Raw genomic sequence first — 26,551 nt, forward strand, 5'->3', positions numbered from 1 at the left:
GGGAGATACTGCTTTGTGTCCAGCAGCCCCCGGTTCTGTATGGCTTCGACAGGGGACACTCCTCTCTACCGGGACATCTTCGAGGTGGCCCCGGACCCGATCATCGTTCACGACGCCGAGACCGGGGCGGTCGTCCGCTCGAACCCGGCGGCCGCCGAGTTGCTCGGATTCGACCGGGAGGAACTCGTCGGCACCCACGTCGGCGCGTTCAGCCCGCCCGGATACACGACCGAAGACGCGAACAGACTCATCCAAGAGGCAGTCTCGGACGGCTCGAAGACGGTCGAATGGGCGGTCCGGAACTCGGACGGGGCACAGCAGTGGATCGAGGTCACCCTGGAGCGGGCGGAGATCGACGACGAGAGCCGCGTCGTCGCGTTCTTCCACGATATAACTGACCAGAAAGAGCGGAACAGAGCCCGTCTGGAACGGAACGAACAGCTAACGACGCTCATCGACAACCTCCCTGTCGTCGTGTTCACGATCGACTCCGACGGCGTGTTCACCCACTCCGCCGGCAAGGGGTTGGCGAGTTTGGGGCTAGAGCCCGGCGAACTCGAAGGGGTTTCGGTGTTCGAGGCGTACGCCGACTACCCTGACGTCATCGAGGCAGTCGAGACGGCCCTGGACGGCGAGGAGGTCCGCGTCACCCAGGACGTCGGCGAGTTGGTGTTCGAGACGTGGTATCGGCCGCTGTTCGACGACAGTGAGCTCTCACAGATCGTCGGCGTTTCCCGGGATATTACCGACCTCAAGCGCCACGAGGAGCGTGTCGAAGCGCTCAGCGATGCGACGAACGAACTGCTGTACAGCCGCTCGGAGGGGGCCGTCGCCGAGACCGTCACCGGGATCGCGAAACGGATCATCGAGCGGCCGTTCGCGGCGATGTGGTCCTACGACGAGAGCGACGACACCCTCTATCCGATCGGTGCCACCGGACCAGCCACCGAGTTGGCCGACGTCGACGGCCCGTCGTCACCGGAGACGCCGTTGCAGACGCTCCTCTGTCTCCCACTCGACGACCACGGGATGCTGTGTATCGGTTCCTCGAAGCAGGAGCCGTTCGACAGCGACGAGCGGTTCCTGCTGGAGATCCTCGCGAGCACGGCGGCCGCCGCGCTGGACCGTGTCGAGCGGGAAACGAAGCTCAAAGCCAAACAGACCGAACTGGAGCGGTCGAACGAGGCGCTCCAGCAGTTCGCCTACATCGCCTCCCACGACCTGCAGGAGCCGCTCCGGATGGTGTCGAGCTACGTGGACCTGCTCGAAAGCGAGTACGGCGACGAACTCGACGGGGAGGCAGCGGAGTACATGGCCTTCGCCGTCGACGGCGCGAACCGCATGCAGGAGATGGTCGACGCGTTGCTGCGGTACTCCCGCGTCGAGACACAGGCAGGGGAATTCGAGCGCACGGAGTCGGACGCTGTCGTCTCCGAGACACTGGACTCCCTCCGGATGCGGATCGACGAGGTCGATGCGACCGTCTCGACGGGATCGTTCTCGGCGGTCAGAGCAGACCCCAACCAGCTCGGTCAGGTGTTCCAGAACCTGCTGGAGAACGCACTCGACTACACCGACGAGGCGGGTGTCGACCCCCGCATCGAGATCGACGCGACGGAAGCCGATGGGGTGGTCGAGTTCCGTATCACCGACAACGGACCGGGCATTCCCGACGACAAGGTGGAGGATATCTTCGAGATATTCAAGCGCGGCGGGGCACACGACACGGACGGTACCGGAATCGGACTCGCCGTCTGCCAGCGGATCGTCCAGCGACACGACGGCCGGATCTGGGCCGAGCCGTCCGAAACGGGTGCGACGTTCAGATTCACGATCCCGGCTGCAACGGAGGTGGCGACGGATGAGTGAGAACGAGGACGGCCGACCGGTCGAGATCCTGCTCGCCGAGGACAACCCCGGCGACGTCAGACTGACCGAGAAGGCACTGGAGAAGGGGAAGGTACTGAACAACCTCCACGTCGTCAACGACGGGGTCGAAGCGATGCACTACCTCAGACAGGAAGGGGAGTACGAGTCGGCACCCCGCCCCGACCTGCTCTTGCTGGATCTGAACATGCCCCGGATGGACGGACAGGAAGTGCTCGGCGAGATGAAGTCCGACGAGGACCTGCGCCGCATCCCGGTCGTCGTCCTGACCAGTTCCGGGGCCGAGGAGGACATCGTCGAATCGTACGACCTCCACGCCAACGCGTACCTGACGAAGCCGGTCGACTTCTCGGGCTTCGTCGACATCGTCGGGAGCATCGAGGAGTTCTGGCTTCGGGTCGTCAAGCAGCCGCCGAAGTGACCATGGCCGGGACGACACACCTCTCCGTGCTGCTCGTCGAGGACAACCCAGGCGACGCGAAACTCGTCGAACACCATTTCGATAGTTCCGACGCCACCTACTTCGTCGACGACGTCGAGCTTACCCACATCGAATCGCTCGGTGCCGTCGCGGACGTCGAAACCGAAGGGTACGACGTGTTGTTGTTGGATTTGGGACTCCCCGAATCGACCGGGTTGGAGACGCTCGACCGGGCGACTGAGATGGTCTCTGACCTGCCCATTATCGTTCTGACCGGGATGCAGGACCGCAGGAAGTCGATGGACGCCATCGAGCGCGGCGCACAGGATTACCTCCCGAAATCCGAGCTCGACGGGGATCGACTCGTCCGGGCACTCCGATACGCAGTCGTCCGGAGTCGCCAGCAGCGCGCCCTCCGTCGTCGGCGCGACCAGATGGAGTTTTTCAACAGCATTCTCCAGCACGACATGCTCAACGGGATGAACGTCATCCGGTCGCGCGCGGAGTTGCTGACGGAGACGCTCGACGGGGACGACCAGGAGTACGCCGAGACAGTCGTCGACTGGAGCGACGACATCATCGACCTCACGGAGAAGGTTCGGTCGGTGCTGAAGACGCTCTCGGAGGACGGGATGACCGAGATGGAGCGCCGTGACCTCGGCGAGGTGCTCGACGAGGCCGCGGATCGGGCGCGATCGATGAGTGACGAGTGTACCGTCGACAACCACGTGATGGGTATCCAGGTCGAGGCCGACGAACTGCTGGAAGACGTGTTCGGGAACCTGTTCACGAACGCGGTCGAACACGCCGGCGAGGACGTGACCATCGACGTGACGGCGACGATCGAGGACGTCGTCGTGCGGGTGCGGATCGCCGACGACGGGTCCGGTATCCCCCCCGACCAGCGCCGTCGCGTCTTCGAGCGAGGCAAGAAAGGGAGCGGCTCTTCGGGGACCGGATTCGGCCTCTACTTCGTCGATTCGATGATCGAAAGCTACGGCGGGAACATCTGGATCGAGGAGAGCGACGCGGGTGGCGCAGCCTTCGTCGTGGACCTGCCCAGAGCCGAATAACTGCTAAGCATCATCAAGAGGATTTTTACATGGATCGTCTGTAGTACGCGTGATGCCGACGAAGAGCGCCCTCGCCCAGCAACTCGCCGTCGTGGCGGGGTTCGACGACCCCAGCGCCAGTCTGGAACAGTATCGGACGCCGCCGGACCTCGCCGCCCACCTCGTCCACACGGCGGACCTCCAGGGTGATCTCGACGGCCGGACCGTCGTCGATCTGGGCTGTGGGACGGGGATGCTCGCGCTCGGGGCGGCCCTGCGCGGCCCGGAGACGGTCGTCGGTCTCGACATCGACGCCGGGCCGCTGTCGATCGCGCGGGACAACGAGCGGAAGGTCGGATCGACGACTTCGGTGTCCTGGGTCCGGGCGGACGCGACCGTCCCGCCGCTGTGTCCGCCTGTCGAGGAGACTACCGTGGTGATGAACCCGCCGTTCGGTGCCCAGGCCGACAACGAACACGCCGATCGCGCGTTCCTCGAAACCGCGGCGGCCCTCTCGTCGGTCTCCTATTCGATCCACAACGAGGGGAGCCAGTCGTTCGTCGAGGCCTTCGCCGAGGACAACGGCGGCGCGGTGACACACGCCTTCCGGACCGAGTTCGAACTGCCGCGACAGTTCGAGTTCCACGAGGCCGACCGAAGCGAGATCACGGTCGAGGTGTACCGGATCGAGTGGGCGTGACTACTCACGGCGCTGGCCTGGGGGTGTCCGAACCGTGGCGATCCGAACGCGGGTGTCGTCGACCTCCGCGTACAGTCGACTGCGGTTGTGTCTGAAGGTTATCCCGCCGATGTCCCGTGCTGACGCGTTGGCGGGTATCGGTCCCGTCGCCAGCGTCTCGTTGTCACGTGTCACCGCCAGTTCGAAGCTCGCTCCAGCGGGCCGAACCGTCACGTTCCGGCCGGCGATCGTCGTATCGGCCGTCGACGGCGGCGATCGGTAGCTCGTCCGTGGGTCCTCGCCCCGGCGCCACAACTGGACGACGTACACTGACCGATTGCCGACGACGTTCCAGGTCGTTCGGTTGGCGAACACCGTCTCGCGCCAGCCGACGCCGCCGACGGCGACCGACGCGCGGCCGTCGGTCGCCAGTTGTCCCTTCGGTACCTCGGCGATCCATATCTCGCGGTCGGCACTGGCGACGACGATCCCGCTCTCGTTGACCCGGGTCTGTTCGGTCTCGATCGGCGTCGGGATGTTGGCCGCGTACTGGTTCAGCACGTCCTCCTCGTAGGCGACGACGTAGTCACGGATCTCGATGCCGTCCTCCGGGACGTCACCGGAGTCGATCGTCGTGAGATTGCCCGGGACGGCACCGAGACTGAGCGTCGCCAGCACGACCAGGAGGACGACACCGGCCCAGCCGATCCAACCCGCCTCGAACCGCGGCAGCAGGATGAAGTGGTCGTCCGTGTCGACCGTCGCGGCCGCGATGACCGCCGCCAGAAGGAAGACCAGCGCCGTCCCGAGCCAGCGAAACAGGGTGAAGCGGGCGTTCCCCAGCGGGATGTACACCGCCCAGAGCCCCTGAAAGACGGCGAACACCAGCGTCACGCCGAAGACCCGTTTGGGATCAGGTCGCTGGTCGCGAAGCCACAACAGCGTGGCGGCGAGGACGATGCCGGCGAGGATACCGATGGCGTGGCCCTGGATCGCAACGTCGGACCACCAGGGCGTGACAAAGCGAGTCCGGCCCCGAACGGTCGGTTCGGGGAACCGGAGCGCGGTCAGCACCAGGTCGACGACGCGGTTCGCGACCAGGGCACCCAGAAACAGATAGGGGCGGACCAACAGCGCGAACCCGGCCATCGCGAAGACGACGCCGGAGAAGCCGACGACCGGCCCCAGCGAGAACAGCCCGGTGAAGACGCCGACGACGACCGACGCGACCGGGACGGCCAACACGCGGGCGTAGGGGTTCGTCCGCAGCGACGTGAACGTCTGTGTCCCGCGCTCCGTGGGGTAGTGGCTCCAGACGTACTCAACGACGGTCCCGTAGACCAACGTTCCGACGACGTTGCCGGTGACGTGACCCTGGCTGCCGTGGGTAAACGGTCCCGTCAGGATGCCCAGCGGATAGAAGTACGACCACGTCCGGAACGGCGTCACCAGGGGGCGGGCGTTGTCCCACGCACCCTGGAGGACGAAATACACCAGGAGGACGCCGCCGATCGTCAGCAGCGTCCCCCACGGAACTCCCAGTAACAGCCTGTTGCGAAGCGGGTCCGTGAGCCGCTCGCCCGAGAGCCGGCGGACCGCCACCAGGGAGAGCCCCACCACGACTACGACGACCAGCGCCCGGAGCGGGAGCCACCCCGGGACGGTCGGGACTGGCGACGACTGGAACATTCACCCTCACCTGTGGGTGGTAGTGGCTTATGCGTGACGGCAGAAATCAGGGTATGTCGGCGGCGTTCAGAGCAGTCCGAGAGCGACGCTGTAGGGCCAGGCAGTTCCGGCGGCAGCCAGCAGCGCGAACGCGCCGCCGGCCAGCGCGACGTTTTTCAGGAACTGCGTCATCTCGTCTTGCTGCTGGTCCTCGGGGACCGCCCAGAAGTTGTGCATCGTCAGTGCCGAGCCGACGAGGAAGGTCGCCAGCGCACCGGCGGCGATCACGGGGTAGGCCCCGAGAACGACGAGGAGACCGCTCACGACGAGCAGTCCGCCGCTCCCGTAGACAGCGGCGGTGGGCGCGGGTAGCCCCTTCGCGTCTGCGTAGGGGATCATCTGCTCGTCGTTCAGGAAGTGATTCAGGCCCGTGAACGCGAGGACGCCCCCGAACAGGAGCCGACCGAGCAGGAACAGTTCGGCCGCGCCGGCCGTCTCGAAGGCCATCAGGCGCTCACCTCCGGATTGGCGGTCGATCGAAGGTCGGTACGACGGTGCTGCAGGTGTGGTTTCATTACGTTACTTGGTTCGCATCCGAACCTATATATCGGTTCCCGGACATAGAGGTAATCAGGTATCACCGATGTCATCCCAACTACGCCACGAATCGGAGGCCGAGACCGGCCCCTGTGCGGTCATCGAATCGCTCGACCAGATCGGCTCCCGCTGGCGGCTGGTCGTCCTCCACGAACTCCAGGACGGCGAGCGCCGGTTCAACGAACTCAAGCGAGCGACCGACGCGAGTTCCCGGACGCTGTCGCGGGTCCTCGACGACCTCCAGGAGATGGAGTTCGTCGAGCGCCGACTCGAAGAGGACGCACCGGTAGCGACCTACTACCGGCTCACGGACAAGGGGCGGTCGCTCTGTCCCGTCTTCGAGGAGATCGAGGACTGGGCCGACGAGTGGCTTGCGCCTGGTATGGAGTGAGCCAGGTCCCGATCCACCGTGCTTGCCGGTAGTATGCGTCGACAGCACAGGACTTTCCACCGAGTACGTACAACGAGCTACTGATGGGAGTACGGCCACCAGCCGACGACACCGACGAACCCGACGTCATCGAGTTCGGCATCGCCGCCCTCGACGCTCGACTGACCGATATCGAGATCTCGTATCCGGCCACCGCCGAGGAGGTCCGTGACGCCGCCGGCCACGTCGAGGTCCCGTTCGACGCGGCCGGCCATACGGTCACCGTCGCGGAGGCTCTCGGGGAGACCAGCGTTCGACGGTTCGACAACGAGCACGAACTGCTGGACGCATTGCACCCGGTGTTCGAGCGCAAACGGGAGTCGACGCGCAACAGTATCATCTCGCAACTGCGCGCGCTCGTCCCGTTCTGATTTGCCGGCTGTTCCGACTAGTCCTCGCCGTTGCCGGCGGCGACGGTCTCCGCCTCGTTCTGTCCGTCCGAGTCGGTGGTCGCTGCCTGCTGGGAGTCTTCCGAGAGTTTTCTGGCGATATCCTCCAGCCGTCGCGTCTGTTCGCGGTTGACCGTGACGATCATGTCCGAGAGGACACCGAACATCAGCAACTGCAGCCCTAACACGATCGCGATACCACCCACCATCGCGATCACCTCGTGGGAGATGCTGTTGGCGAACCAGTCGTAGGCGACGTACGCGCCCAGCACGATCCCGAGACCGATCGAACCGAAGCCGACACTACCGAAGTAAAACAGCGGGTTGTTCGTCTTGGCCATCCGGTAGAGCGTGAGGATGATCGTCGCGCCGTCCCGGAACGGGTTGAGGTTGGTCTCGGACTCGTCCGGACGGGGCTCGTAGGTGATCGGGACGACGGTGACACGGACGCTGTGTTTGACACACTCGACTGCCATCTCCGTCTCGATTCCGAACCCGTCCGAAGACAGCGAGAGCTGTTCGAACGATTCCCGAGTGAAGGCGCGATAGCCCGAGAGGATATCGACGTACTGGTGGCCGTGGATCACCGAGAACGCCCAGTTGATCACCCTGTTTCCGGTCTGGTTGAGGCGGCTCATCGCGCCCGGCTGCATGTCCGCAAAGCGGTTGCCGATGACGTGTTCCGCTCGCCCGTCGAAGAGCGGTTCGAGCATCCGGTCGGCCTCGTCCGGCCGGTAGGTCTCGTCACCGTCAGCCATCAACACGTACGTCGCATCGATATGACGCCGGACTGCCTCCCGGACGGCCTGTCCTTTCCCGCTCCCGGCCTGTTCGACGACGCGCGCCCCGGCGGATTCTGCGATATCTGTGGTATCGTCGGACGACCCGCCGTCGATAACGAGGACGTTCTCGAACCCCTCCTCGCGGAATCCACTGACGACTGCCCCGATCGTCGCGGCCTCGTTGTAGGTCGGCAACAGCACACAGACGTCGTCGCGGTCAGCCATTACGCGACCCTCATCTACGGAGCGTGAAATAAATACGGGTATCTGTAGCTCCGACGGAGTTCCGACGACGACGCGGTATCGAACGACTCCGGCACTCCCTCGCCACGACCGGACGATGCAGTAGCAGTTCCCCTGTGGCTCACTTCGGGACAACTGGTCGAAGAGTGAGACTGCTGGCTGTACGTTCGGACCGATAGTCGCCACCCGAGGGTGGCGATACCTTCAGCGTGGTACAGCCACCGGTACGAGTGGCCTCGTATCGGATCGAAAGCGTGAGGGGACGGCGACGTGATACGACTCTGTAATGGGATCGGTACGCGTCTGTTTTGTGGTCAATGCGGTCGATCAGACCGTCGCTGAGGTGGATATCGCGGTCGCACTCCAACGGTACACGGACGTCGATGTCACGGTCATTGCGTGGTTCACCGCCGAGGGATTCTACGGTGACGAACTCGTCGACGTAATCGATCTGGATGCACCGGACACGCGGACGGGAATCGACTATCGGACGCTCTCTGCGGCCAACGAAGTCGTCCGCGACTCCGATATCGTCCAGACCACTCACAACCACTCCGGTGCCTACGCCAAACTCCTCGCCCGATATCACGGTGTCCCGTCGGTCTCACGTGAAGGGAACACGCGAGACGGCTTTCCGATGTTGGGACTCGTCGCCAACGGGTTGACAAACCCGCTTGCGGCCCGTGTCGTCTGTAACTCGCGAGCCGTCCATGACTCTTTCCGGGGGTGGGAGAACCGAATCCTCGACAGTGACAAGATCGAGTACATCCCCAACGGTGTCGACATCGACGCAATTGACTCGAGCGAGGAGATGGAGTGGTGCCTCGACGACGCGGTCAATATCGGAGCGGACTCCTTGCTCGTCGGGACGGTGGGATCGCTCACAGAACAGAAGAACCAGGCGACACTGATCCGCGGTGTCTCACGGGCACGGGATCGTGGTGCGGAGATGGAGCTTGTCATCGTCGGGGACGGGCCACTCCGGGAGACACTGTCAAAAACCGCCCGCAGTGAAGGGATCGCTGACTCGGTCCACTTCCCCGGCCGTCTGGACAGAGAGCGGGTGTATCACGTGCTTCACGAGTTAGACGTGTACGCGATGCCCTCGCTGTGGGAGGGGTTCAGCATGGCCGCTATCGAGGCAGCCGCCAGTGGAACGGCCTGTGTGTTTTCGGATATCGGGCCGTTCGTCGAGGCCTACGAGGACGTCGCGATGTTCCACGATCCGACTGATGTCGACTCCCTCGCCGACGTTCTGTGTCAGTTATCGGGTGACGCTGATCGAAGAGCGCGACTGGGAGCGGCTGGCCGCTCTCTCGTCGAACGGAACTACACGCTCGAAGCTGTCGCTCGACAGTATCGAGACCTGTACGAAGCGATCAGGTGAGTTCAGTACCGATTCATACCGCGGGCGATCCCCTCTTGGCGAGTTTTCCTCGTACGGAACAACGGTACCGTGTGTATCCGGCCGTGTTAGCCGTCGCGAGGAGCTTACAGCCCGTCGATTATTTTGCGAAGCGTCTCGGTCTGTGTTTCGGCGGAAAACTTCTGTACCCGGTTCTGTTGGGCGACTGGACTGTGCTCAGCCAGCGCACGCTCTATCGCGTCGATCCATGCCGTAGTCGACTCGATATCGGTAACGACTGCTCCAGTCTCTCCGACGACCTCGGGTAACCCACCGCGATCGCTCACGACACACGGGATACCGCTCACCATTGCCTCTGCCGGGACACGCCCGAACGGCTCCTCCCACCGGGAGGGCACGACAACAAGCTTCGCGCCGGCGTACGCTGTCCGCATATCCTCACACCACTGGGTGTGCGAGACGTTCTCCATCTTCCTCGACTTGGAGGCGATTTCCGAGGATGCGATCGGGCCGACGAGACGAAACCGCTCATCCGGGAGTTGGCTCGCGATATCGAGAAAGATATCCGCACCCTTGTACTCCGCCCGTGGATTCACCATCAGGATAGCGCCGTCAGGATCGTACTCGACGCGATACTCGTCCAGTTCGATGGGCGGATAGACGACTTCGGTATCAACCCCGAACAGCTCCGATATCTGCCCGGCGGTATGTGAACTGTTCGCGATCGTCACTGTCGCCGTACGCGCCGCGCGCCGGTACTCGCGAAAGTTCTGCCACAGAAACGGGAACTGGATCCGGCCACCCAGATCTGTCCGTAACAGATTGGAGAGGACACCGCGTGTGGCGTCGTACTTCTCGTAGCCCGTCAGTGCCATACTCCTCACGAAGAATAGCGACGGAATATCCATCTCCGCTGCGACAGCCACCGAGGCCGGAGCCAACTGGTTCTGTGTCCACAGGAGGTCAGTCTCAGGATCGAGTGCTGAGTGAAAGTAACGACGCCACTGGAACCGCGTACAGACTTGATCGGTCCAGGTCAATTTCGGGACCGTCGTCAGTGGCTTCTCGTTGATCGTGTAGTCGTATGCTGTCTCCGGTAGGTCGTCAACGGGCGGTGTCTGGTACACGTCGACCGTGATATCACGATGATCGCTGATACCGGCTAACAGTGTCAGGAGGGATTCACGTGCCCCGCCTGACTGTGCTGTAGCGAACTTCTCGTAGGCGACCGCTATTCTCATGGTGGATTACGATAGGTGGTTCCGACTATTCTAACAGCGCTCGAAGGACCGACCGGGGCGGTTTCCACACCGGTTGTACGGCGGCAGTGCGATCAGGGAGATTTTACGTTTCAATGGGACTGTAGCTGCGTACCGGAGGAACATTTGCGGTCCAGATAAACATATGGATCTATATCGGCCGTTGAAACACACTCTACTCCCGACCACACGACAACAGCGCGGTCGGTTTCACAGTGATTATTGTCGATTGACTCCGGATCGCGCCGACACCGGGGCGGCGCGTACCGGTACATCGCTACAAGAATCACTACCAATCGTTTCAACAGCCACTTGCTGAGTGCTCGGCAGGAGCGATCCCCCGCCTACCGCGACAGTAGCCGGTCAGCCCTTCGCTGTGGAGGACAGAGTCGCTGTCCATATCCGAACCTTTTTGCTATCATCGAGATTTCGGACCGTATGAAGATCGGCTATTTTTGCTACCGACTCTCGGGGACGGGTCCACGTACCCGCGCGGCGGATATAATCAACGGAGTAGCCAACCGATCTGAGTGTGACGTAGTCGTCCTCACCAACGAACCTGCTGTCGTCACCGCTGATGCCGAAGTAACGGAGATCGACATCCGGAACCCCATCGACACGTTCCTGAAAGCGAGAGGAGCGTTCAGTGATGTCGACATCGTACACGTTCCGATCAATATCTATCAGGTGCTGTTCGTCCGACTGGCGTATCTCGGTCCGCTGGTTGCCGGCGTCGGCCCGGGGATCCAAAACTCGCTCTTTCATCGCGTTCTGGGTCGGTTCCTCGGTATCAGTGTCAAGATACAAAAACAAGAAGACGAGCGACAGTGGGAACAACTAGGGTACACTACGGCGAGTGTCACAGCTACGATTGACCGATCCCAGTTTTATCAATACGAGCCCGAACGTATCGACCAACTCCGATCTGAACGGGGTATTGACAGTGAACAGACCGTGGTCCTCTATGTCGGTGAGCTGACCGAGGGTCAGGGTGCCGCGGTCATCGACGAGATGGCTCGGATGACACGGGACGACGACAGTATTCAGTATATTGTCGCTGGCGCCGGACCACTCGAAGAGCGGTTTCGTGACCGCTCGGACCTGATCTTCGAGGGATTCGTCGACAACAAATCGATGCCTCGTCTCTACAATATCGCTGACGTCACTGCCGCGACTCGGAAATACGATGTCACGTCGAATGTCGGTCTGGAATCGATCGCGTGTGGAACCCCAGTAATAACGACTGCATCCGGAAAAATTGAGAAAATTTTTAAGAACCGTGGGACGTACGTCTGGGCAGATCGGGACCCGCAAGCCGTTCTGGAAACCGTCGACGAACTGATGTCTGATCCGGAGTACTACCAATCGCAAGTGAACCGTGGCTTTCAGACGATGGAGGAGATGGATCTTACCTTGGACAGTGCCATCGAGACACATCTCGACGTTTACAGACGGCTCGGAGCCCGGGATCGCTCGACGGGGCAGCCCCGCTAAATCAGAATCTAACTCAAACAATGTCACCCGGTAGCGGACACTCGATACGTCTCACTGGATTCGTTCGTAACGTACTGCGGGTTCTCGAGAGCACACTGCCCTGATCTATCCATGCGTCGAGACCGGAGTGCGGTACTACATTTCGCTTCGCAGGTCGTCAGATCGATAGCCGGGTTCGGAACGACGTTGTTCGCCGCCCAGTACTTCGGTGCGAGCGGTCTCGGCATCTATTCGGAACTACTGGCGGTTCTCTTTTGGGTCAAACTCCCCGGAAACAGTATCCGGACTGCCGTCTCGAAACGGATGTCGGAATCGGAGGCTGTAACCGGTCACTTCGCTGCCGGCGCCCTCACGATATTGGGATACGGCACCGCTGTCGGACTGGTGATCTACCTCTTCGAAACGCGAATAAACGAGTATTTCGGGGTAGAAGTCGCGGCTCTCGCCTTCTTGTTACTGGCGACAAACATGTTCCTCGATATAACCCGGGGCGGAATCGAAGGGGCGAAACGGGTTGCGCTCTCGGGGTGGCTCAACACGCTCGAAAGTATCATCCGGTTGCTCGCTCAGATCGGTTTCGCTCTCGGCGGTGCGATGCTACTCAGCCTCGTCTACGGGCATGTTCTCTCGATGGCCGCGATTGCGATGGTCGGGTTGTATCTCCTGCGCGAGCGACTCACGATACCGTCCCTATCGGAGTTCGGCGACCTTCGCCGGTTCACGCAGTATTCCTGGTTGAGCAACGTGGAGGGTGTGGCGATCAACTGGTTAGATTTACTGGTACTCGGCTATTTTGTCACCGATGATTTCATCGGCATCTACACGGCCGTCTGGACGCTGACTGGTTTCCTCGCGCTGGCGGGGAAGTCGATATCGTCCACTCTCTTTCCCGAGCTGAGTCAGCTCGGGAGCGACGGGCGGATCTCGAAGGCGCGCGAACTGATCTCGGATAGTTTGCTGTTTACCGGGATCTTCCTCATCCCCGGGCTGTTCGGGGGTGCAGTGATCGGTGACCAGCTCCTCCGTGTGTACGGGGCAGAGTTTTCACGTGGTGCACTCATCCTGTTAGTCCTGATCTTGGCACGGACCATGCACACGTTCGGACGGCAGGCAATCAACGCGCTCAACGGTCTCGATTATCCACAGCGTACGTTCAGGATCAATGCGCTGTTCATCTCGGCGAACCTCGTGCTCAATATCTCGCTCGTATTCGTCTTCGATCAGTACGGGCTCGGCTGGTACGGAGCAGCGATCGCAACACTGCTTTCGAGTTGTATTTACTTTGCCGCGGGATGGGTCGCTCTCTCGGCTGAAATCGGGGATATCCCGTTCCCCGTAACCGGCATCGGGAAACAGATCGTTTCGAGTGTCGTCATGACGGCGGTCGTCTACACTCTCACACTGTTCGTTCCGGACACGCTGTTGAGTGCTGTTGGCCTGGTATTTGTTGGAGCGGCCGTCTATGGCTCCCTCTTGCTCGCGATTTCATCGCCGATCCGGGAGAAACTGTTGCGGGTCGCCGATCTCTAATCGAGTTCTTGTAAAATCGACCGATAGCGATCACACGCGGACTCGAAGCTGTACGTCGACTCGATCAGCTCCCGCCCTCGCGCACTGACTGCTCTCAGATCGTTTCGGTCGAGGATCGCTTCGATGGTGGTCCGCAGTTGTCCCGGTTCGCGGGACTCGACGAGAAACCCCGTCTCGCCGTCCCGAACCACGTCGGGGACGCCCGAGACCGGCGACGCCAGCACCGGCGTCCCGCAGGCCAGCGCCTCCAGGATCGTCGTCGGCAACCCCTCGGTCGGCTGTGATGGTAACACGAGCACGGAGAGGTCGTTCAATTGTTCGGGGACGTCGTCGTGGTCGACCCAGCCGGTGAGTTCGACGCGACCGGCCGCGATCTCGTCGGCGAGTTCGGCTTCGAGCCACTCCCGGAGGTCGCCGTCACCGATGAACCGGAACGTGATATCCTCGGGGAGGTCCCGGGCGACCGCGGCGAGTTCGCGGATACCCTTCTCCTCGTCGAGCCGACCGAGGAATCCAACGACGCGATCGCGCTCGTCGTAGGGCGTCTCGATGTCGAACTCGTCGGTCCTGACGTAACGAGCGCCGGTCGGGTAGACGTCGGGCGCTTCCGGGTGGAGGTCGAGCTCTCTGGCCATCTCGGGCGTGTAGGTGACGACGCCGTCCGCGAGCGCGAAGCCGGTCCGCTCTAACAGCCGGACGAGGCCAGCGAGCGTCCGCGCGACCGGGGACGGCAGTCGCTGTTCCCAGGTCAACCGGAGGGTCAGGGGGACGTCTCCACGGGGTTCGACGAGTACGGTCTTCCCCAGGAGCCGCGCTGCCAGGATCGGGAGGACGTACGACGTTGCGCCGTAGAACAACACGACCTCTTCGTCGCGGTCGGCCAGGACGCGACACATCCGGAGTTGGTTCAGGAGAAAGCGACCGGCAGCGACGGCGACCGAGTCACCCGCTCCCTTCCGTGTGAGTTCGACGACTTCGCGTGTGTCCCGGATCTCCGAGTCCGCTGGGAGATCGGCGGTCACCAGGGCGACACCAGTGATCGCGGCGAGAATATCGAGCAGACTCCGCGTGGCGTTCTCTCCGGCTGCAGCCAGTGGATGCGTGACCACACAGACGTCCGGGAGTTCTTCGGCCATCGGTCACCTCCACACCGTCGTCCCGTAGAGGTAGCCGGCCCCGACCGCACCGGTCAGGACGAACAGGAAGAGCAGTTGGAGGACGCCCGCGACCGACGGCGACCGAACGATACCGTCGAGGCGGTTCGGCACGGAGTCGAACAGCAGCGAGGAGAGGAACTCCGACTCGTCGCCCGTCGATTCGGGGACCAACACCTCCATCCCACGCTTGGAGTAGCCCTGCCAGAACGCCCGGTCGATCAGCCACCCGGGGTCGGTCCGGTAGTCGAATATCTTGTGGGCGATGACCGCGTCGGGGTTGTAGTAGACACCGTAGCCGGACGCCGCTTTCAGTCGGGCACAGAACTCCGTCTCCTCGCCCTGGAGGTTCTTGTCCCCTCTCCGGCCGCCGATCTCCTTCTCGAAACCACCCAGCTCCTCGAAGATATCCATCCGGAAGGAGATGTTCGACCCGAACGTGTTGCGGACTTCGCCGGGCTCGTCCGGGTCGCCGTCGGGGCCAAAGCCCAGGTGTGTAACCCCGATCAGCCAGTAGAACTCCGCCGGGAGGAACGCGGGCTTTCCGGCGACCCATCTAGGTACTTGTTTGCCCCCGACGGCTGGGACGTCCTCGCGCTGGTAGACGTCGACCAGTTCGGCGACCCACTCCCGGTCGGCGATTGCGTCGTCGTCGAGGAAGGCGACGACATCCCCGGTCGCCACCGCGGCGCCGTTGTTGCGGCTGACCGCCAGCCCGACGTTCTCGTCGTTGCAGTGGACCCGGACATCCGTTCGGTCGCCGAAGTCGTCTTCGAACCGGTCGGCGATGGCCTCGTCGCCGTCGGAGACCAACACGAGTTCGACGTCGTCGTGGGACTGGTCGAGCACGCTCCGGGCGGCCTCGTAACAGTCAGTGTACCGGTCCATCGCGTGCGTACAGACGACGACCGAGACACGCATGCTCGCAGGTGTGCCACGGGTCGTTTTAGGCGTTTCCATCCCTCCTCGGCGAAGGTCAAAAGGCTTATGCGCGACATGCCAGTCTTTCCGTCCAATGAGTCAATGGCGGGGCCAATTCGAGGATAACCCCGAACTCGAGGCTGCCCTGGACAAGGTCGAGCGGTGGTACCACGTCCCTGTCCTCTTGGCGTTGCTCGGGTTCATGCTGTGGAATCGTGTGCGTAGCTGGCAGAACTTCATCGTCGACGGTGAAGTGCTGTTCTCGGGGAACGACCCCTGGTACCACTACCGGACGACGGTGTATACGGTCCGGAACTGGCCGGGTACGATGCCGTTCGATCCGTGGACCCAGTTCCCGATCGGCTCCTCGCCGGGCCAGTTCGGGACGCTGTTCGATCAGGTCGCCGCGACACTCGCGCTGATCGTCGGACTCGGATCACCCAGCGAGAGTACGATCGCGATGGTCGCGCTGTTCTTCCCGGCAGTCCTCGGTACGCTGGCCGCGATCCCGATGTACGTGATGGGGCGGCGCCTGGCCGGTCGACTAGGCGGCGTGACCGCTGTCCTGGTCCTGGCACTTTCGGCCGGTGCCTTCCTCGGCCGCAGTCTCGTCGGCACCTTCGACCACCACGTCGCCGAGGCGTTCCTCCAGACGACCGCCGTCCTCGGTATGATGGTCGCGATCAGTGCTGCGAACCGTGACAAGCCAGTGTTCGAGCAGTTCGTCGACCGTGACATCGACGCCCTCCGATCGACGGTGCTGTGGTCCGTGCTGAGCGGGTTCGCCGTCGCGACGTATCTCTGGACGTGGCCGCCGGGTGTCCTCCTGATCGGTATTCTCGGGACGTTCTTCCTCCTGCGTCTCATCATCGAGTTCGTCCGTGGGCAGAGCCCGGAACACACCGCGATCGTCGGGACGATCGCACTGGCAACGACGGGGGTACTCACGCTCGTGAGCTTAGATACGCTGACTGTCAGCGCGACGCGACACTCGCTGCTCCAGCCCGGCCTGGCCTTCGCGGTCGCCGGTGGCTGTGCGTTCATGGCGTGGCTCGCCCGGTACTTCGATCGGGAGTCCCTGGATACGACTCTCTACCCGGTGACCGTCTTCGGTATCATCGGTGTCCTGGCCGCGGTGGCCGCCGTGGTGACCCCGGACCTGTTCAGCTTCTTCGTCGACAACGTCCTGCGCGTCATCGGGTTCTCGGTCAGCCCGACCGCCGGCACCGTCGGGGAAGCACAGCCGTACAACCCCAACGATCTCTACCCGCAGTATGGGCTCACCGTCTTTATCGCCGCGATCGGCGTCGTCGCGATCGTCGCCGAGCAGTTCCTCGCCAGTGACCCCGACGGTGAGGAACTGCTGGTGGCGATCTGGGGCGTCTTCCTGTTGGCCGCGACGTTTACCCAGGGCCGGTTCGCCTACTACCTGATATTCCCGGTCGGTGCGATCACCGGGCTGCTCGTCGGTCGGCTGGTCAGCTGGGTTGATCTCTCCGGTGACGGCGATATCGCCCCGTACGAAGTGTTGACAGTCATCTCGCTGCTCGTTGTCGTCGTCGCTCCGTTGCTCGTCGTCGCCCCGACGCCGATGGACTACGGGAGTTCCGCTGGCCCGGGACAGGGTATCGAGAACTGGGACGACAGCCTCCAGTGGATGGAGGGAAACACTCCCGCCGTCGGCGCCTACGACACCGGCGATGAACAGTCGCTCGACTACTACGGCACCTACAAGAACCGCGAGGACTTCGACTACCAGACCGGTGATTACGGTGTCCTCTCCTGGTGGGACTACGGGCACTGGATCACGACCCGCGCAGAGCGGATCCCGAACGCCAATCCGTTCCAGCAAGGGACCGACGTGGCTGCGAACTTCCTGTTGGCCCAAAACGAGAGTGAGGCCGACGAGGTCCTCGAAACGTACGACGAGGACGACGCCCGGACGGAGTACGTGGCCGTCGACTGGAAGATGACGCAGGTCAAGGCCGGCACCGGCTACGGCGGGAAGTTCTTCGCACCGCCACAGTTCGACGACGACTCGAACCAGTCGGACTACTACCGTCCCATCGTCGCCGGGAACGGGAACTTCTTCTTCCACTACCGGACCCAGGACTACTACAACAGCACTGTCGTCCGGCTCTACGAGTACCACGGGAGCGCGGTCAACGCTCAGCCGATCGTCGTCGACTGGGAGCGTTCGACGGCGAACGGGCAGTCCCGCCGTGTGCCAGCCGAGACGCCGATCCGGACGTTCTCCAATATGAGTGCCGCGGAGAACTACGTCCAGCAAGACGGCACCGCACAGGTGGGCGGTGTCGGGACGGTCCCGAGCCAGCGGGTCCCGGCACTGAAACACTACCGCTATGTCGGCTCCAGCGACCGGACGGCCTACGAGTCCTCCGAACACAACCGTGCGATCCTCACGGAGGCACAGGGGCTCCGCTTGCCCGTGCAGCCGGCCAGCGACACCTGTGGCGCCAACCAGACCTCGGCTCCGATCGGCGGGTCGAACTACTGTACGCCCGACCAGATCGCCAACCTGATGCACCAGAACTCGCCGACGTGGACGAAGATCTTCGAGCGCGTCCCCGGTGGGACCATCGAAGGGACCGGACCGGCCAACACGGTCGTCCAGGTCAGCGTCCCGATGCGCAACACCCAGACCGACGAGACGTTCACCTACCGGCAAACAGTCCAGACTGACGAGAACGGGAACTTCGAGACGACGGTTCCGTACTCGACGACCGGCTACGACGAGTACGGCCCCGCCGACGGCCACACGAACGTCAGCGTCCGTGCGGAGGGTCCCTACCAGTTCCGCGCCGTCACGTTGCAGAACCGGACTGTCGTCCGGTCAACCGGGACGACGCACGTGACCGAGGGGCAGGTCATCGGCGAGAACGAGACGGCCTCGACGGTCGAACTCACCAGGCAACAGCCCCAGGACGCCAGTACCGGCTCGCTCTCCCCCGGTGCTGTCCCAGCAGAAAACTGAACGCTCGCCGATACCCCGATTTCTCTTCTACGTCTTATTGCACTCTGTCGGGCGAAGACGTGTCCCGGAAGCGACTCAGCTCGTCAGCGGGTTGAAATTCCCGTTGATGTCCCACTCGTGGAGACAGTGGGGGTTTCCGGCCTGTTTCTCACCGTCTTCGGTGGTGATTGCCCAGTTGACCAGTTCGTCGTCCCAGACGTCGTGTCGTCCACATCGTTCACACGTCCGCTCGCGGGGCGGTTCGATCTCTGCCATAGTCGATGACAGTACGGCGGTGATTATCAGCGTGCCGGTCACGAACTCAGAACTCCGGCAGGTCGTCGTCGACGACTTCATCGGCTTCCCAGTCGAGGTAGTCCTCGGCGAGGACGTCACAGACGGTCTGTCCCAGTTCGGTCAGCGCGGCGTTGATCCCCGAGACCGTCTCCCAGGAGCCGAGTTCCGGATGGAGCTCCCGTTCGCGCCAGTTCTCCGGGAGCCCGGGCGCGTGGTAGCCGACGCGGCCGGCAAAGGAATCCCAGAAGAAGTCGAACTCGGCGATCAGTTCGAGGTCGCGGACGATAGTCCACGCCTCGGCGTCGAGAACCGTGTCGGCGGCCCACTCGTCGAAGGCCTGCGCCCAGGCACCGTCCTCCAGGGCAGTCGCCAGTTCCTCTCGGCGGTAGTCGTCGCCATCGACCGATACGTCGTCGTACTCGTCGGTCCCGGCCGCCGGGCTGAGCGCCGGAGGCTCCGGTGTCGGTACGTCGAGTGTCATACCCGGACTTCGGGGCCGACTGGGATAAATCACCGCGCCGATCGCAACGGACAGAGGGAAACGGTTTACGACCCGGGCCGACAACCCGCAGTCATGGTCCCCTGGTCCCGACGCACCCTCCTCAGAGCGACGGCAGGAGTGGGCAGTGTCGCTCTCGCCGGCTGTAGCGGATTCGGTCAGTCGACAGAGACAGACGAGCCGCCACCGCCCGGCGATCCCGTCCGGAACTACGAGCAGCGGGTCGTCCACGTCCCCGGAGAGCAGCCGCTCTTTCGCTTGCCGGACGCCGACCGGTCCGATCAGCAGGTGTTGCTCACTGCTCCGAGCGATCGCGACGACATCCGGTTTACTGACCGGGGGGAACGGCTTTCGGCGTTCGTCGATGCCACGTCGTTCGACGACAGTTCGGTTGCACTGTTCCAGCGAACCTTTCCGGAGTGTCGCCGACTCGGCGTCCAGACTGTCCGACGCCGCCCGGACGAACTCAGGGCGGAACTCTGTATCCCCCGACGACCGGCCGATGTCGCGTGTCGGACGGACCGCAGGCGTAGCGGCGCGGTGGCGCTCAGAGTCCGGACGACCGACGTATCGGACGACGAACTGGCCGCCACTGTCGGATCACAGTGTCGGCCGCAACTCGGGCCGCTCCGGACGACGACGGGTGACACCACGTGACCGAAGAGCGGTCCCGCCGAGCTGTCCTCGCCGGTGTCGGTGGCTCTCTGGTCGCCCTGACCGGCTGTTCTGCGCTGTCGGGTGGCGACGGTAGCCGGTCGTACGACCGGGACAGACTCGGACAGGTTCTGGACGACACGTCGCTTCCGGATCGGGCCGAGTTCCCGTTCACCGTCCCGCAGGCCCAGTTACAGGCCCACCGTGACCGGATTCGGACACAGATCGACGCTGTCCCGACCCAGCCGTCGGTGCCTAACGAGGCAATCGCCCGGGAGATCCGCGAACGTCGGGAGGCGCTGTCCGAACGGCTCAAATCGATAGAAGAGGAGAAACCGGCATACCGTCGGCTCGCCACTCTCCGAGAGATCCGCGGTCAGGCTGGCGAACTCAGGGGACTGTCGCTGGCGGCGATCGACGCGATCGAACGCCGGCAGATCACTGCACAGCGGGACGACCTTCGGGACCGGCTGGCGGCGTTCCGAGCAGCCTGGGAGTATCGGGGTGACGGTCCCGTCGACGCCGTCGCCGCGAACGCCGAACTGGAGGGGCTCCTCGATCGGGCGGTCCACGAACTGGAGCCCTGGCCGCTGTTCCCCGATTCGGCCGTGGCTGCCCCGGAACGTGTCGGGTACATTGCGGGGAAACTAGAGAGATCGGCGGCGGTGATAGACGACGCCGAACAGTTCCGGAACCGGCTGGCGGACCGATCGACGGGCCGGTACCGGCCAGCGCTGATGGCGACCGCGACCTGGCTCCGCCGTCGGACTCGCGACCAGGCAGCACGGTTCGAGTCCGTTCTGGCCGCCGATACGCTCCCGGTCGACCGGGACGCGGTGGACTCGCCCGCAGACCACCTGCACAACCTCGCGGCAGAAACCGCACGCAACTACACGAACGGCGAACTCCTCGACCGGATCGGCGAGGGCGGTTACGCGGATGCAGTCAGATACGCCGCACAGCGACGCACTGCCCTGCGGGTGCTCTCGACGGTCTCGCGCCAGATCGGTGAGGGCGGGGGTGACGCCGCTCCGTCGGTTCCGAGCGATCCGTCTGTCGGCGAGATTGCGAACGCCCGTGAGCGGGCGATCCACGCCTACCGGAAGGCGACCGACTCCGGTGTGGCTCCGGTCGCGACACTGACGATTACGCCGGCATACACGGAACTCAGTCAGGCAGACCTGGACGTGGAGAACGGGACCGACCGCGGATACGTGCTCTTCGCGCAGTACTGGTACGTCGAGCAGTACGCGCGAGCGACGGCCGAGACGACCCGGGAACTGACACACCTCCTTCGATCGGCTGCGGAGTAGTCAGCGCTCGTCGAGGACGACCGGGACACCCCGTTTCGCGACGTCCTGGGCGAACGCGCCGGAGTCGGCTGCCAGATTGGCGAAGGTGTTGTAGTGAATCGGCAAGACGAGGTCGGGGTCCAGTTCCTCGGCGAGGTCGGCCGCGGCGTGGCGGTCCATCGTGTAGTTCTGTGCGATCGACGGGACGAACAGCGAGACGTCCAGTTCGGCGTGTCCGTCCAGCACGTCCGAGTCGCCCGGCCAGAACACTCGGGTGCCGTCGACCGACAGCAGGAAGCCACAGCCGATTCCCTTCGGATGGTAGGGGGTCCCGTCGGCGTCGGTGTTGGGGCCGTCCTCGTAGTTGTACGCCGGCATCGTCCAGATCGGTACGTCGTCGACGAGGAGGTCGGCCTCCATCGAGACGGTGCGGACGTCGTAGGGTAGCTCTGACAGACGGTCGAGGTCGCGGTCCGAGCGGTGGACGTCGATCCCCTCGAAGGCGACGACCGTCGCGTCCTCGCTTGCGACGCGCCGGATTCCGTCGGGATCGTAGTGGTGGACGTGGGTGACACAGACGATGTCGCCGTCTTCGGGCCGGTACTCCCGGGCGGGCGGGTGACCAGCCCCCGGGGTGTCGGGCTCCCACTCGCCGGTCAGAACGCCGTACCGTCCCGGATCGAGGTAGACGACCGTGTCGCTTCCTTCCAGACGCAGTGTCGCGTAGCCGAGCCACTCGGCGGTGATCCCGTCGTGTCGGATGGTCATGCCAGCCGGTACTCCCACCACCGGCATACGCGTATCGGTCCCTGACTCACTGTGACTGTGCGAGCCGCTCGACACGCTCCAGGGAGTCGGTATCGCTGGGTCCGGCGTCGTCACGAACTGCCAGGAACCGCGGGAACCTGAGGGCGTAGCCCGATTCATACGCCGACGACGTCTGGATCTCCTCGTAGCCGACTTCGAAGACGACCTCCGGGGACAGGGTCACGGATTGGCCGTCCTCGGCGGTGACGAGCGGTTCGAGCCGTTCGGTCAGCGATTCCAGTTCGGCGTCGGTGATCCCCGTCGCGACGTTCCCCACGGTCGCGTACCCGTCACCGCCATCGGTCCGGACCGACAGTTCGAACGTCCCGAGGACGTTCGCCCGCCGGCCTTCCCCCCATTCGGCACCGGTGACCACACAGTCGAGCGTCTCCACGTCGGGCTTTCGCTTGCGCCAGCGCTTCCCGCGCTTTCCAGGTGTGTACGTCGACTCCGGGTCCTTGAGCATGATCCCCTCGTGGCCGGCATCCAGCGCGGCCTGCTCGATCTCGGCGATCCGGTCGGGCTCGTCGCTGGTCCAGCACGCCGAGACGATATCACTGTCGTCCGGGAAGAGTCCGTCGAGCCGTTCGCGTCGCCGCTGTAGAGGGACGTCGAGCAGGTCCGTCCCGGCGACGTGCAGACAGTCGAACGCGTGGAACCTGACAGCGATCGCTTCGCGGGCCTGTGCCACGTCGTGTTTCCGCCGGAACCGCCGGAGGACTGCCTGGAACGGGAGCGGGTCGCCGTCGTCGTCGACCGCTACGACCTCGCCGTCGAGGATCACGGGCCGGTCGATGGTGGTCTCGATCGTCTCGACGACCTCCGGCAACGGGTCGGTCACGTCCTCCATGTTCCGGGAGAACAGCCGGACGGTCTCCCCGTCGTAGTGGACCTGAACCCGCGCTCCGTCGTACTTCCACTCGACGGCTGCCCGATCCCAGTCCGCCAGCGCGTCGGTCACGGTCCCGGCCTGTGCCAGCATCGCCTTGACCGGCCGGCCGATTTCGAGCGTGATCCCGGCGAGTCCAGACTCGCCGTGCTCGCGGGCGACCGTCGCCACGCTGCCACAGTCGTTCGAGACCTGGAGGGCGCGTTCGACCGCCTCGACCGGCACGTCGAACGCCGCCGCCGTCGCGTCCCTGACGGCCCCCTCGCCGACGCCGATCCGCATCTCTTCGAGGACGAGCCGTGCCAGATATCGGGCTTCCTCGGGGCAAGAGCGGTTGAACAGCCCGAACAGCGTGTCGACCTTCGTCGCCTGGCTCCCGTCGCCCTCGGCCGCCGCGAGTTCGGAGAGGCGATCGTTGACCTCCGCGACGGTCATTCCGTCGGTCCCGCTGTCGGTGAACGATCCCAGTCCCTGCTGGCCGCCGAACTCGTAGCTGGCGGCGACGGCACCGATCTCGCCCCGATCGGCCAACCGCTGTTCGACGTCGTCGGCGTCGACGTTGTGACCGGCCGCCCGTGCGATGGCCTCGTAACAGAGCCGCGGGCCGATATCCAGCGTTCGGGAGTCGTAGGCCGGGAAGACACGACCCTGGACGAACCGCGCTACCGTCGCGAGGTCGTCACCCGCGATCGTAAAGAGGTCGACGACGGCGGCGACGATCTCTGTCTCGGCGGACTCGGCCTCGATGGCGGCGGCGTGGTCGGCGAACGTGGCGAACTCCATCGGTGCTCCCTACCGGACGAGCCGCCCTAAACCCAGCGTCACGACCCCAACTGTATCGTCACTGTGACGAACTCGTCCTGTCCGGACGCCGGATACGGCGCGTCCGTCTCCCCCGGTGGCCCCTCGAACTGGTAACCCAACTGCTCGTTACCGTCGGTGTCACGATGGGGAACGAGGACGATATCCCTGTTCGCATCCGGTGTCCGTGACAGTTGGATCGTGACGTCCTCGTGCGTTCCTGGTTCGAGATACCGGGAGGTCCCGATCACCTCGCCGTCGGCCTCCAGGGCGTGGACGACGACGAACCCGCCCGAAGACAGCGACACCGAGTCGACGGTCAGCTCGCCGCCGGTCGCGGTCGGCTGGTCGACGGTCAGGGACGCGACCGGCGAGGACAACAGGAGGAAGGCGACGTACGCGATGCCCAGTAGGATCGCGGCGTGTTTCGCCCCGTCTTTCAGGGTTCCCTCACCGAGTTGGCCGCCGATGAAGCCGGTCAGGACCGCCTGGATGATCGCGGTGTGGAAGAACACGAGGGTGTAGGCCGCCTTGTCGACCCGGCCGAAGCGAGCGAACTGGTCGGCGTTGACCCCGAGACGGCTCGAATCCGGCGTGGCGATGTTCGAGGGAAGCGCCGGGACGAGCACCTCCTGAACGGAGACGATGATGACCAGGAAGACGAGAAAGGAGATGTAGATGACGACGAGGTAGGTGAACATCTGCTGTCGGCGCCGCTTCCGGAGGCGGGTGTCGGCACGGGCCTGTTTGGACGCGATCCGGAGCACCGGACCCAGTTGGCCCGAGGAGTGCATCGCGTTCGTCAACAGCGTCACAACCCGGGTGATCGCCGTCGTCCGTATCCGTCGACCGAACCGGACCAGGGCGTCGTCGACGTTGGCACCCATCTTGATGTCGGCCCAGATGCGGTCGACCTCCGGCGTGAGGACGCCGATATCGCTCCCGCGGAGCCGTCGCAGGCTCTCGACGATCGTCATCCCGGCCTCGTTGAGGCTCGCCAGCCGTTCCAATAACTCCGGCGTCGCGTCCTCGATCCGCTGGATACGCCGCGTGTAACTGTACCGAACGAGAGCGAACGACCCGAACACGAGCAGTAGTGACTGGATGACGAGATCGTCCAACAGTCTGACGTTCACGGCCGAGGTCTGGAACGCGGCGGGGACGCGGACGGCGAACAGCACGATCGCGACGGGGACGGCGATATACAGGACACGGCCGGGGTTCCACAGCAGCGACTCCAGCGGGGAGCGGAACGTCTGCTTGATCGACTTGAACTTGTCGTAGGTCCGGAGCCGTGCCAGGTTGTCCCCGACCGATCCGGTCACGCCACCGTCGGCGAGTTTCGACGGGTATGGTGTCTTCGAGGGTTTTCCGAACGTCGAGGTATCGTACTGATCGAGGACGCTGCTGGAGCCGGTGCCGCCGATCCCCAGCGCGTCGAGCTTCTGGGCGAGATACACCATGAACCCGGCGTTGGCGAGCGGAATGATCAGGTACGCGAGCAACTGGAGAATCCAGAGGGTGTCGGTCGTCGTCAGTCCGAACACCAGCAAGATCGTGATCAGAAAGAGGACCCCCGCGACGAAGAGGGTGACGTACGCCTCCGCGATCGTCGCGAGTCGCTCCAGCAGTTCCGACTGGCGCTCGGCGGCCTCCTCGTGGTGACGCTGGTGTTGCTCGTGGAGAAACGACGACAGCGACTGGCCGCTCTGGAGGACGCTGGAGAGGTTCTCGGAGAACGTCTTGAACGTCTCGCTGGGCGTCCGATGGGAGACGTGACGGAGCGCCGTGATCATGTCCCGCCCGAACAGATCCATCTGGCGGACGGCGACGCCGATCTCCCGGGCCGCCTCGCCGTAGATCGCCTCGTTGCGAGCCAGCACGCCCATGACTTCCGGGAACGACATCCCTCCGCGGGACAGCGCGTACATGAACGCGATCGTCCGTGCCATCCCTTCGTCGATGCTGCGCGCGCGGACCTCCCCGTCGCTCTTTGGCAGCTCCCAGCGCATCGTGTAGGTCACGGCCGCGGCCGCGATCCCCGAGAAGACCCCACCGGCGACGAGCACGACGAGAGTCTGCTGGGGCTGTAAGACGAGTTCGAACCCTCTGATCCCCAGCGCGTTGACCATCGTCCGTGGCAGCCCCATCATGAGATCGACGATCGTCGGGAGCGCGAGCAACAGGCCGCCGAAGAGATACGCGCCCGCCAGCGCCCCACCGATCGCGCTCAGTCCGGTAAACAGCAGCGTCCGGGCGGCGTAGCTGCGGTACGACTGGCCGATGTAGGCCGCTTCGAGTTGCCGCTTGCGCTCTTCGGACTCGGAGACGTACCGACCGAACACCCGCCTGGCGTACCTGGTCATCCTGCGATCGACGGACTCGTTGGTGACGCTGAGGACGACGAGCCCGGCGATAAACAGGAGGCCGGCAAGCGGTGCCAGTCCGAGGGGATTCAGTGCCATA

The 26,551-nt window shown here is 63.9% G+C and carries 23 protein-coding genes; 12 read left to right on the forward strand and 11 right to left on the reverse strand.

The features are described from left to right. Positions 1 to 39 precede the first annotated feature (39 nt). From P0204_RS00720 to P0204_RS00735, 4 genes are read left to right on the forward strand one after another with little or no spacing between them, the layout of a single operon-like run. Positions 40 to 1,869: a PAS domain S-box protein gene (locus P0204_RS00720; RefSeq protein WP_276220946.1), complete on the forward strand. Its 1,830-nt coding sequence runs from the start codon at positions 40 to 42 to the stop codon at positions 1,867 to 1,869. Further along, positions 1,862 to 2,308 carry a response regulator gene (locus tag P0204_RS00725; RefSeq protein WP_276220947.1) on the forward strand — a complete coding sequence of 149 codons (447 nt, stop codon included), beginning with the start codon at positions 1,862 to 1,864 and terminating at the stop codon, positions 2,306 to 2,308. Before P0204_RS00720 ends, P0204_RS00725 begins: the two co-directional genes overlap by 8 nt. Positions 2,309 to 2,310: 2 nt before the next feature. Continuing rightward, a complete protein-coding gene (locus P0204_RS00730) occupies positions 2,311 to 3,381 on the forward strand; it encodes a hybrid sensor histidine kinase/response regulator (RefSeq protein ID WP_276220949.1) in 1,071 nt (356 codons plus the stop codon). Between the two features lie 52 nt (positions 3,382 to 3,433). Then, a complete protein-coding gene (locus tag P0204_RS00735) occupies positions 3,434 to 4,060 on the forward strand; it encodes an METTL5 family protein (protein ID WP_276220950.1) in 627 nt (208 codons plus the stop codon). Here P0204_RS00735 and P0204_RS00740 read toward each other — a convergent pair whose 3' ends face one another. Both P0204_RS00740 and P0204_RS00745 read right to left on the reverse strand, forming a co-directional pair. Next, the gene (locus P0204_RS00740) at positions 4,061 to 5,728 is read right to left on the reverse strand and encodes a rhomboid family intramembrane serine protease (RefSeq protein ID WP_276220951.1); all 1,668 of its coding nucleotides are present in this window, start codon (positions 5,726 to 5,728) and stop codon (positions 4,061 to 4,063) included. It abuts the gene before it with no gap. 66 nt (positions 5,729 to 5,794) lie between these two features. After that, positions 5,795 to 6,214 (reverse strand): DoxX family membrane protein, encoded by a 420-nt coding sequence (locus P0204_RS00745; RefSeq protein ID WP_276220952.1) that lies wholly within the window; start codon positions 6,212 to 6,214, stop codon positions 5,795 to 5,797. Between the two features lie 136 nt (positions 6,215 to 6,350). Here P0204_RS00745 and P0204_RS00750 point away from each other — a divergent pair, with 136 nt between their 5' ends. Both P0204_RS00750 and P0204_RS00755 read left to right on the forward strand, forming a co-directional pair. Then, on the forward strand, positions 6,351 to 6,695 hold the full coding sequence (locus P0204_RS00750) for a winged helix-turn-helix transcriptional regulator (protein ID WP_276220954.1): 345 nt from the start codon (positions 6,351 to 6,353) through the stop codon (positions 6,693 to 6,695). An 83-nt stretch (positions 6,696 to 6,778) separates the two neighbouring features. Then, a complete protein-coding gene (locus tag P0204_RS00755; RefSeq protein WP_276220956.1) occupies positions 6,779 to 7,105 on the forward strand; it encodes a DUF5789 family protein in 327 nt (108 codons plus the stop codon). Positions 7,106 to 7,122: 17 nt separating this feature from the next. On the opposite strand, the gene aglJ is transcribed toward P0204_RS00755, so the two are convergent. Beyond that, the gene (gene aglJ, locus P0204_RS00760) at positions 7,123 to 8,130 is read right to left on the reverse strand and encodes an S-layer glycoprotein N-glycosyltransferase AglJ (protein WP_276220959.1); all 1,008 of its coding nucleotides are present in this window, start codon (positions 8,128 to 8,130) and stop codon (positions 7,123 to 7,125) included. 328 nt (positions 8,131 to 8,458) lie between these two features. Here aglJ and P0204_RS00765 point away from each other — a divergent pair, with 328 nt between their 5' ends. Continuing rightward, positions 8,459 to 9,535 (forward strand): glycosyltransferase family 4 protein, encoded by a 1,077-nt coding sequence (locus P0204_RS00765; RefSeq protein WP_276220960.1) that lies wholly within the window; start codon positions 8,459 to 8,461, stop codon positions 9,533 to 9,535. A gap of 104 nt (positions 9,536 to 9,639) precedes the next feature. Here the strand turns inward: P0204_RS00765 and P0204_RS00770 are convergent, their stop codons facing one another. Next, the gene (locus tag P0204_RS00770; protein WP_276220961.1) at positions 9,640 to 10,755 is read right to left on the reverse strand and encodes a glycosyltransferase; all 1,116 of its coding nucleotides are present in this window, start codon (positions 10,753 to 10,755) and stop codon (positions 9,640 to 9,642) included. 456 nt (positions 10,756 to 11,211) lie between these two features. On the opposite strand from P0204_RS00770, the gene P0204_RS00775 reads away from it, so the two are divergent. Together P0204_RS00775 and P0204_RS00780 are read left to right on the forward strand one after the other, a co-directional pair. After that, the gene (locus P0204_RS00775; RefSeq protein WP_276220962.1) at positions 11,212 to 12,267 is read left to right on the forward strand and encodes a glycosyltransferase; all 1,056 of its coding nucleotides are present in this window, start codon (positions 11,212 to 11,214) and stop codon (positions 12,265 to 12,267) included. 111 nt (positions 12,268 to 12,378) lie between these two features. Next, a complete protein-coding gene (locus tag P0204_RS00780) occupies positions 12,379 to 13,797 on the forward strand; it encodes an oligosaccharide flippase family protein (RefSeq protein WP_276220964.1) in 1,419 nt (472 codons plus the stop codon). On the opposite strand, the gene P0204_RS00785 is transcribed toward P0204_RS00780, so the two are convergent. Next, positions 13,794 to 14,933 (reverse strand): glycosyltransferase, encoded by a 1,140-nt coding sequence (locus P0204_RS00785; RefSeq protein ID WP_276220965.1) that lies wholly within the window; start codon positions 14,931 to 14,933, stop codon positions 13,794 to 13,796. The two genes, P0204_RS00780 and P0204_RS00785, sit on opposite strands and share 4 nt — an antisense overlap. Before the next feature lie 3 nt (positions 14,934 to 14,936). Continuing rightward, positions 14,937 to 15,872 carry a glucosyl-dolichyl phosphate glucuronosyltransferase gene (gene aglG / locus P0204_RS00790; protein ID WP_276220966.1) on the reverse strand — a complete coding sequence of 312 codons (936 nt, stop codon included), beginning with the start codon at positions 15,870 to 15,872 and terminating at the stop codon, positions 14,937 to 14,939. Positions 15,873 to 15,966: 94 nt separating this feature from the next. Between aglG and P0204_RS00795 the strand changes: the two genes are divergently transcribed. Continuing rightward, the gene (locus P0204_RS00795) at positions 15,967 to 18,867 is read left to right on the forward strand and encodes an oligosaccharyl transferase, archaeosortase A system-associated (protein ID WP_276220967.1); all 2,901 of its coding nucleotides are present in this window, start codon (positions 15,967 to 15,969) and stop codon (positions 18,865 to 18,867) included. 75 nt (positions 18,868 to 18,942) lie between these two features. Here the strand turns inward: P0204_RS00795 and P0204_RS00800 are convergent, their stop codons facing one another. Next, positions 18,943 to 19,122 carry an HEWD family protein gene (locus tag P0204_RS00800; RefSeq protein WP_276220968.1) on the reverse strand — a complete coding sequence of 60 codons (180 nt, stop codon included), beginning with the start codon at positions 19,120 to 19,122 and terminating at the stop codon, positions 18,943 to 18,945. Between the two features lie 46 nt (positions 19,123 to 19,168). Continuing rightward, positions 19,169 to 19,624: a DUF7992 family protein gene (locus tag P0204_RS00805; RefSeq protein WP_276220969.1), complete on the reverse strand. Its 456-nt coding sequence runs from the start codon at positions 19,622 to 19,624 to the stop codon at positions 19,169 to 19,171. A 93-nt stretch (positions 19,625 to 19,717) separates the two neighbouring features. Between P0204_RS00805 and P0204_RS00810 the strand changes: the two genes are divergently transcribed. Together P0204_RS00810 and P0204_RS00815 are read left to right on the forward strand one after the other, a co-directional pair. Then, positions 19,718 to 20,299 carry a hypothetical protein gene (locus tag P0204_RS00810; protein WP_276220971.1) on the forward strand — a complete coding sequence of 194 codons (582 nt, stop codon included), beginning with the start codon at positions 19,718 to 19,720 and terminating at the stop codon, positions 20,297 to 20,299. Continuing rightward, positions 20,296 to 21,609: a hypothetical protein gene (locus P0204_RS00815; protein ID WP_276220973.1), complete on the forward strand. Its 1,314-nt coding sequence runs from the start codon at positions 20,296 to 20,298 to the stop codon at positions 21,607 to 21,609. Before P0204_RS00810 ends, P0204_RS00815 begins: the two co-directional genes overlap by 4 nt. Here the strand turns inward: P0204_RS00815 and P0204_RS00820 are convergent, their stop codons facing one another. Genes P0204_RS00820 through P0204_RS00830 form a run of 3 tightly spaced genes read right to left on the reverse strand, consistent with a single transcriptional unit; the run spans position 21,610 to position 26,550 of the window. Next, the gene (locus P0204_RS00820; protein WP_276220974.1) at positions 21,610 to 22,356 is read right to left on the reverse strand and encodes an MBL fold metallo-hydrolase; all 747 of its coding nucleotides are present in this window, start codon (positions 22,354 to 22,356) and stop codon (positions 21,610 to 21,612) included. A gap of 46 nt (positions 22,357 to 22,402) precedes the next feature. Continuing rightward, a complete protein-coding gene (gene ligA / locus P0204_RS00825; RefSeq protein WP_276220977.1) occupies positions 22,403 to 24,067 on the reverse strand; it encodes an ATP-dependent DNA ligase LigA in 1,665 nt (554 codons plus the stop codon). Between the two features lie 38 nt (positions 24,068 to 24,105). Next, complete coding sequence (locus P0204_RS00830) at positions 24,106 to 26,550, reverse strand: type II secretion system F family protein (protein WP_276220978.1); 2,445 nt, start codon at positions 26,548 to 26,550, stop codon at positions 24,106 to 24,108. Position 26,551 lies beyond the last annotated feature (1 nt).

The organism is Haloarcula halophila, from assembly GCF_029278565.1.
In the GTDB taxonomy this organism is placed as follows: Archaea; Halobacteriota; Halobacteria; order Halobacteriales; family Haloarculaceae; genus Haloarcula; species Haloarcula halophila.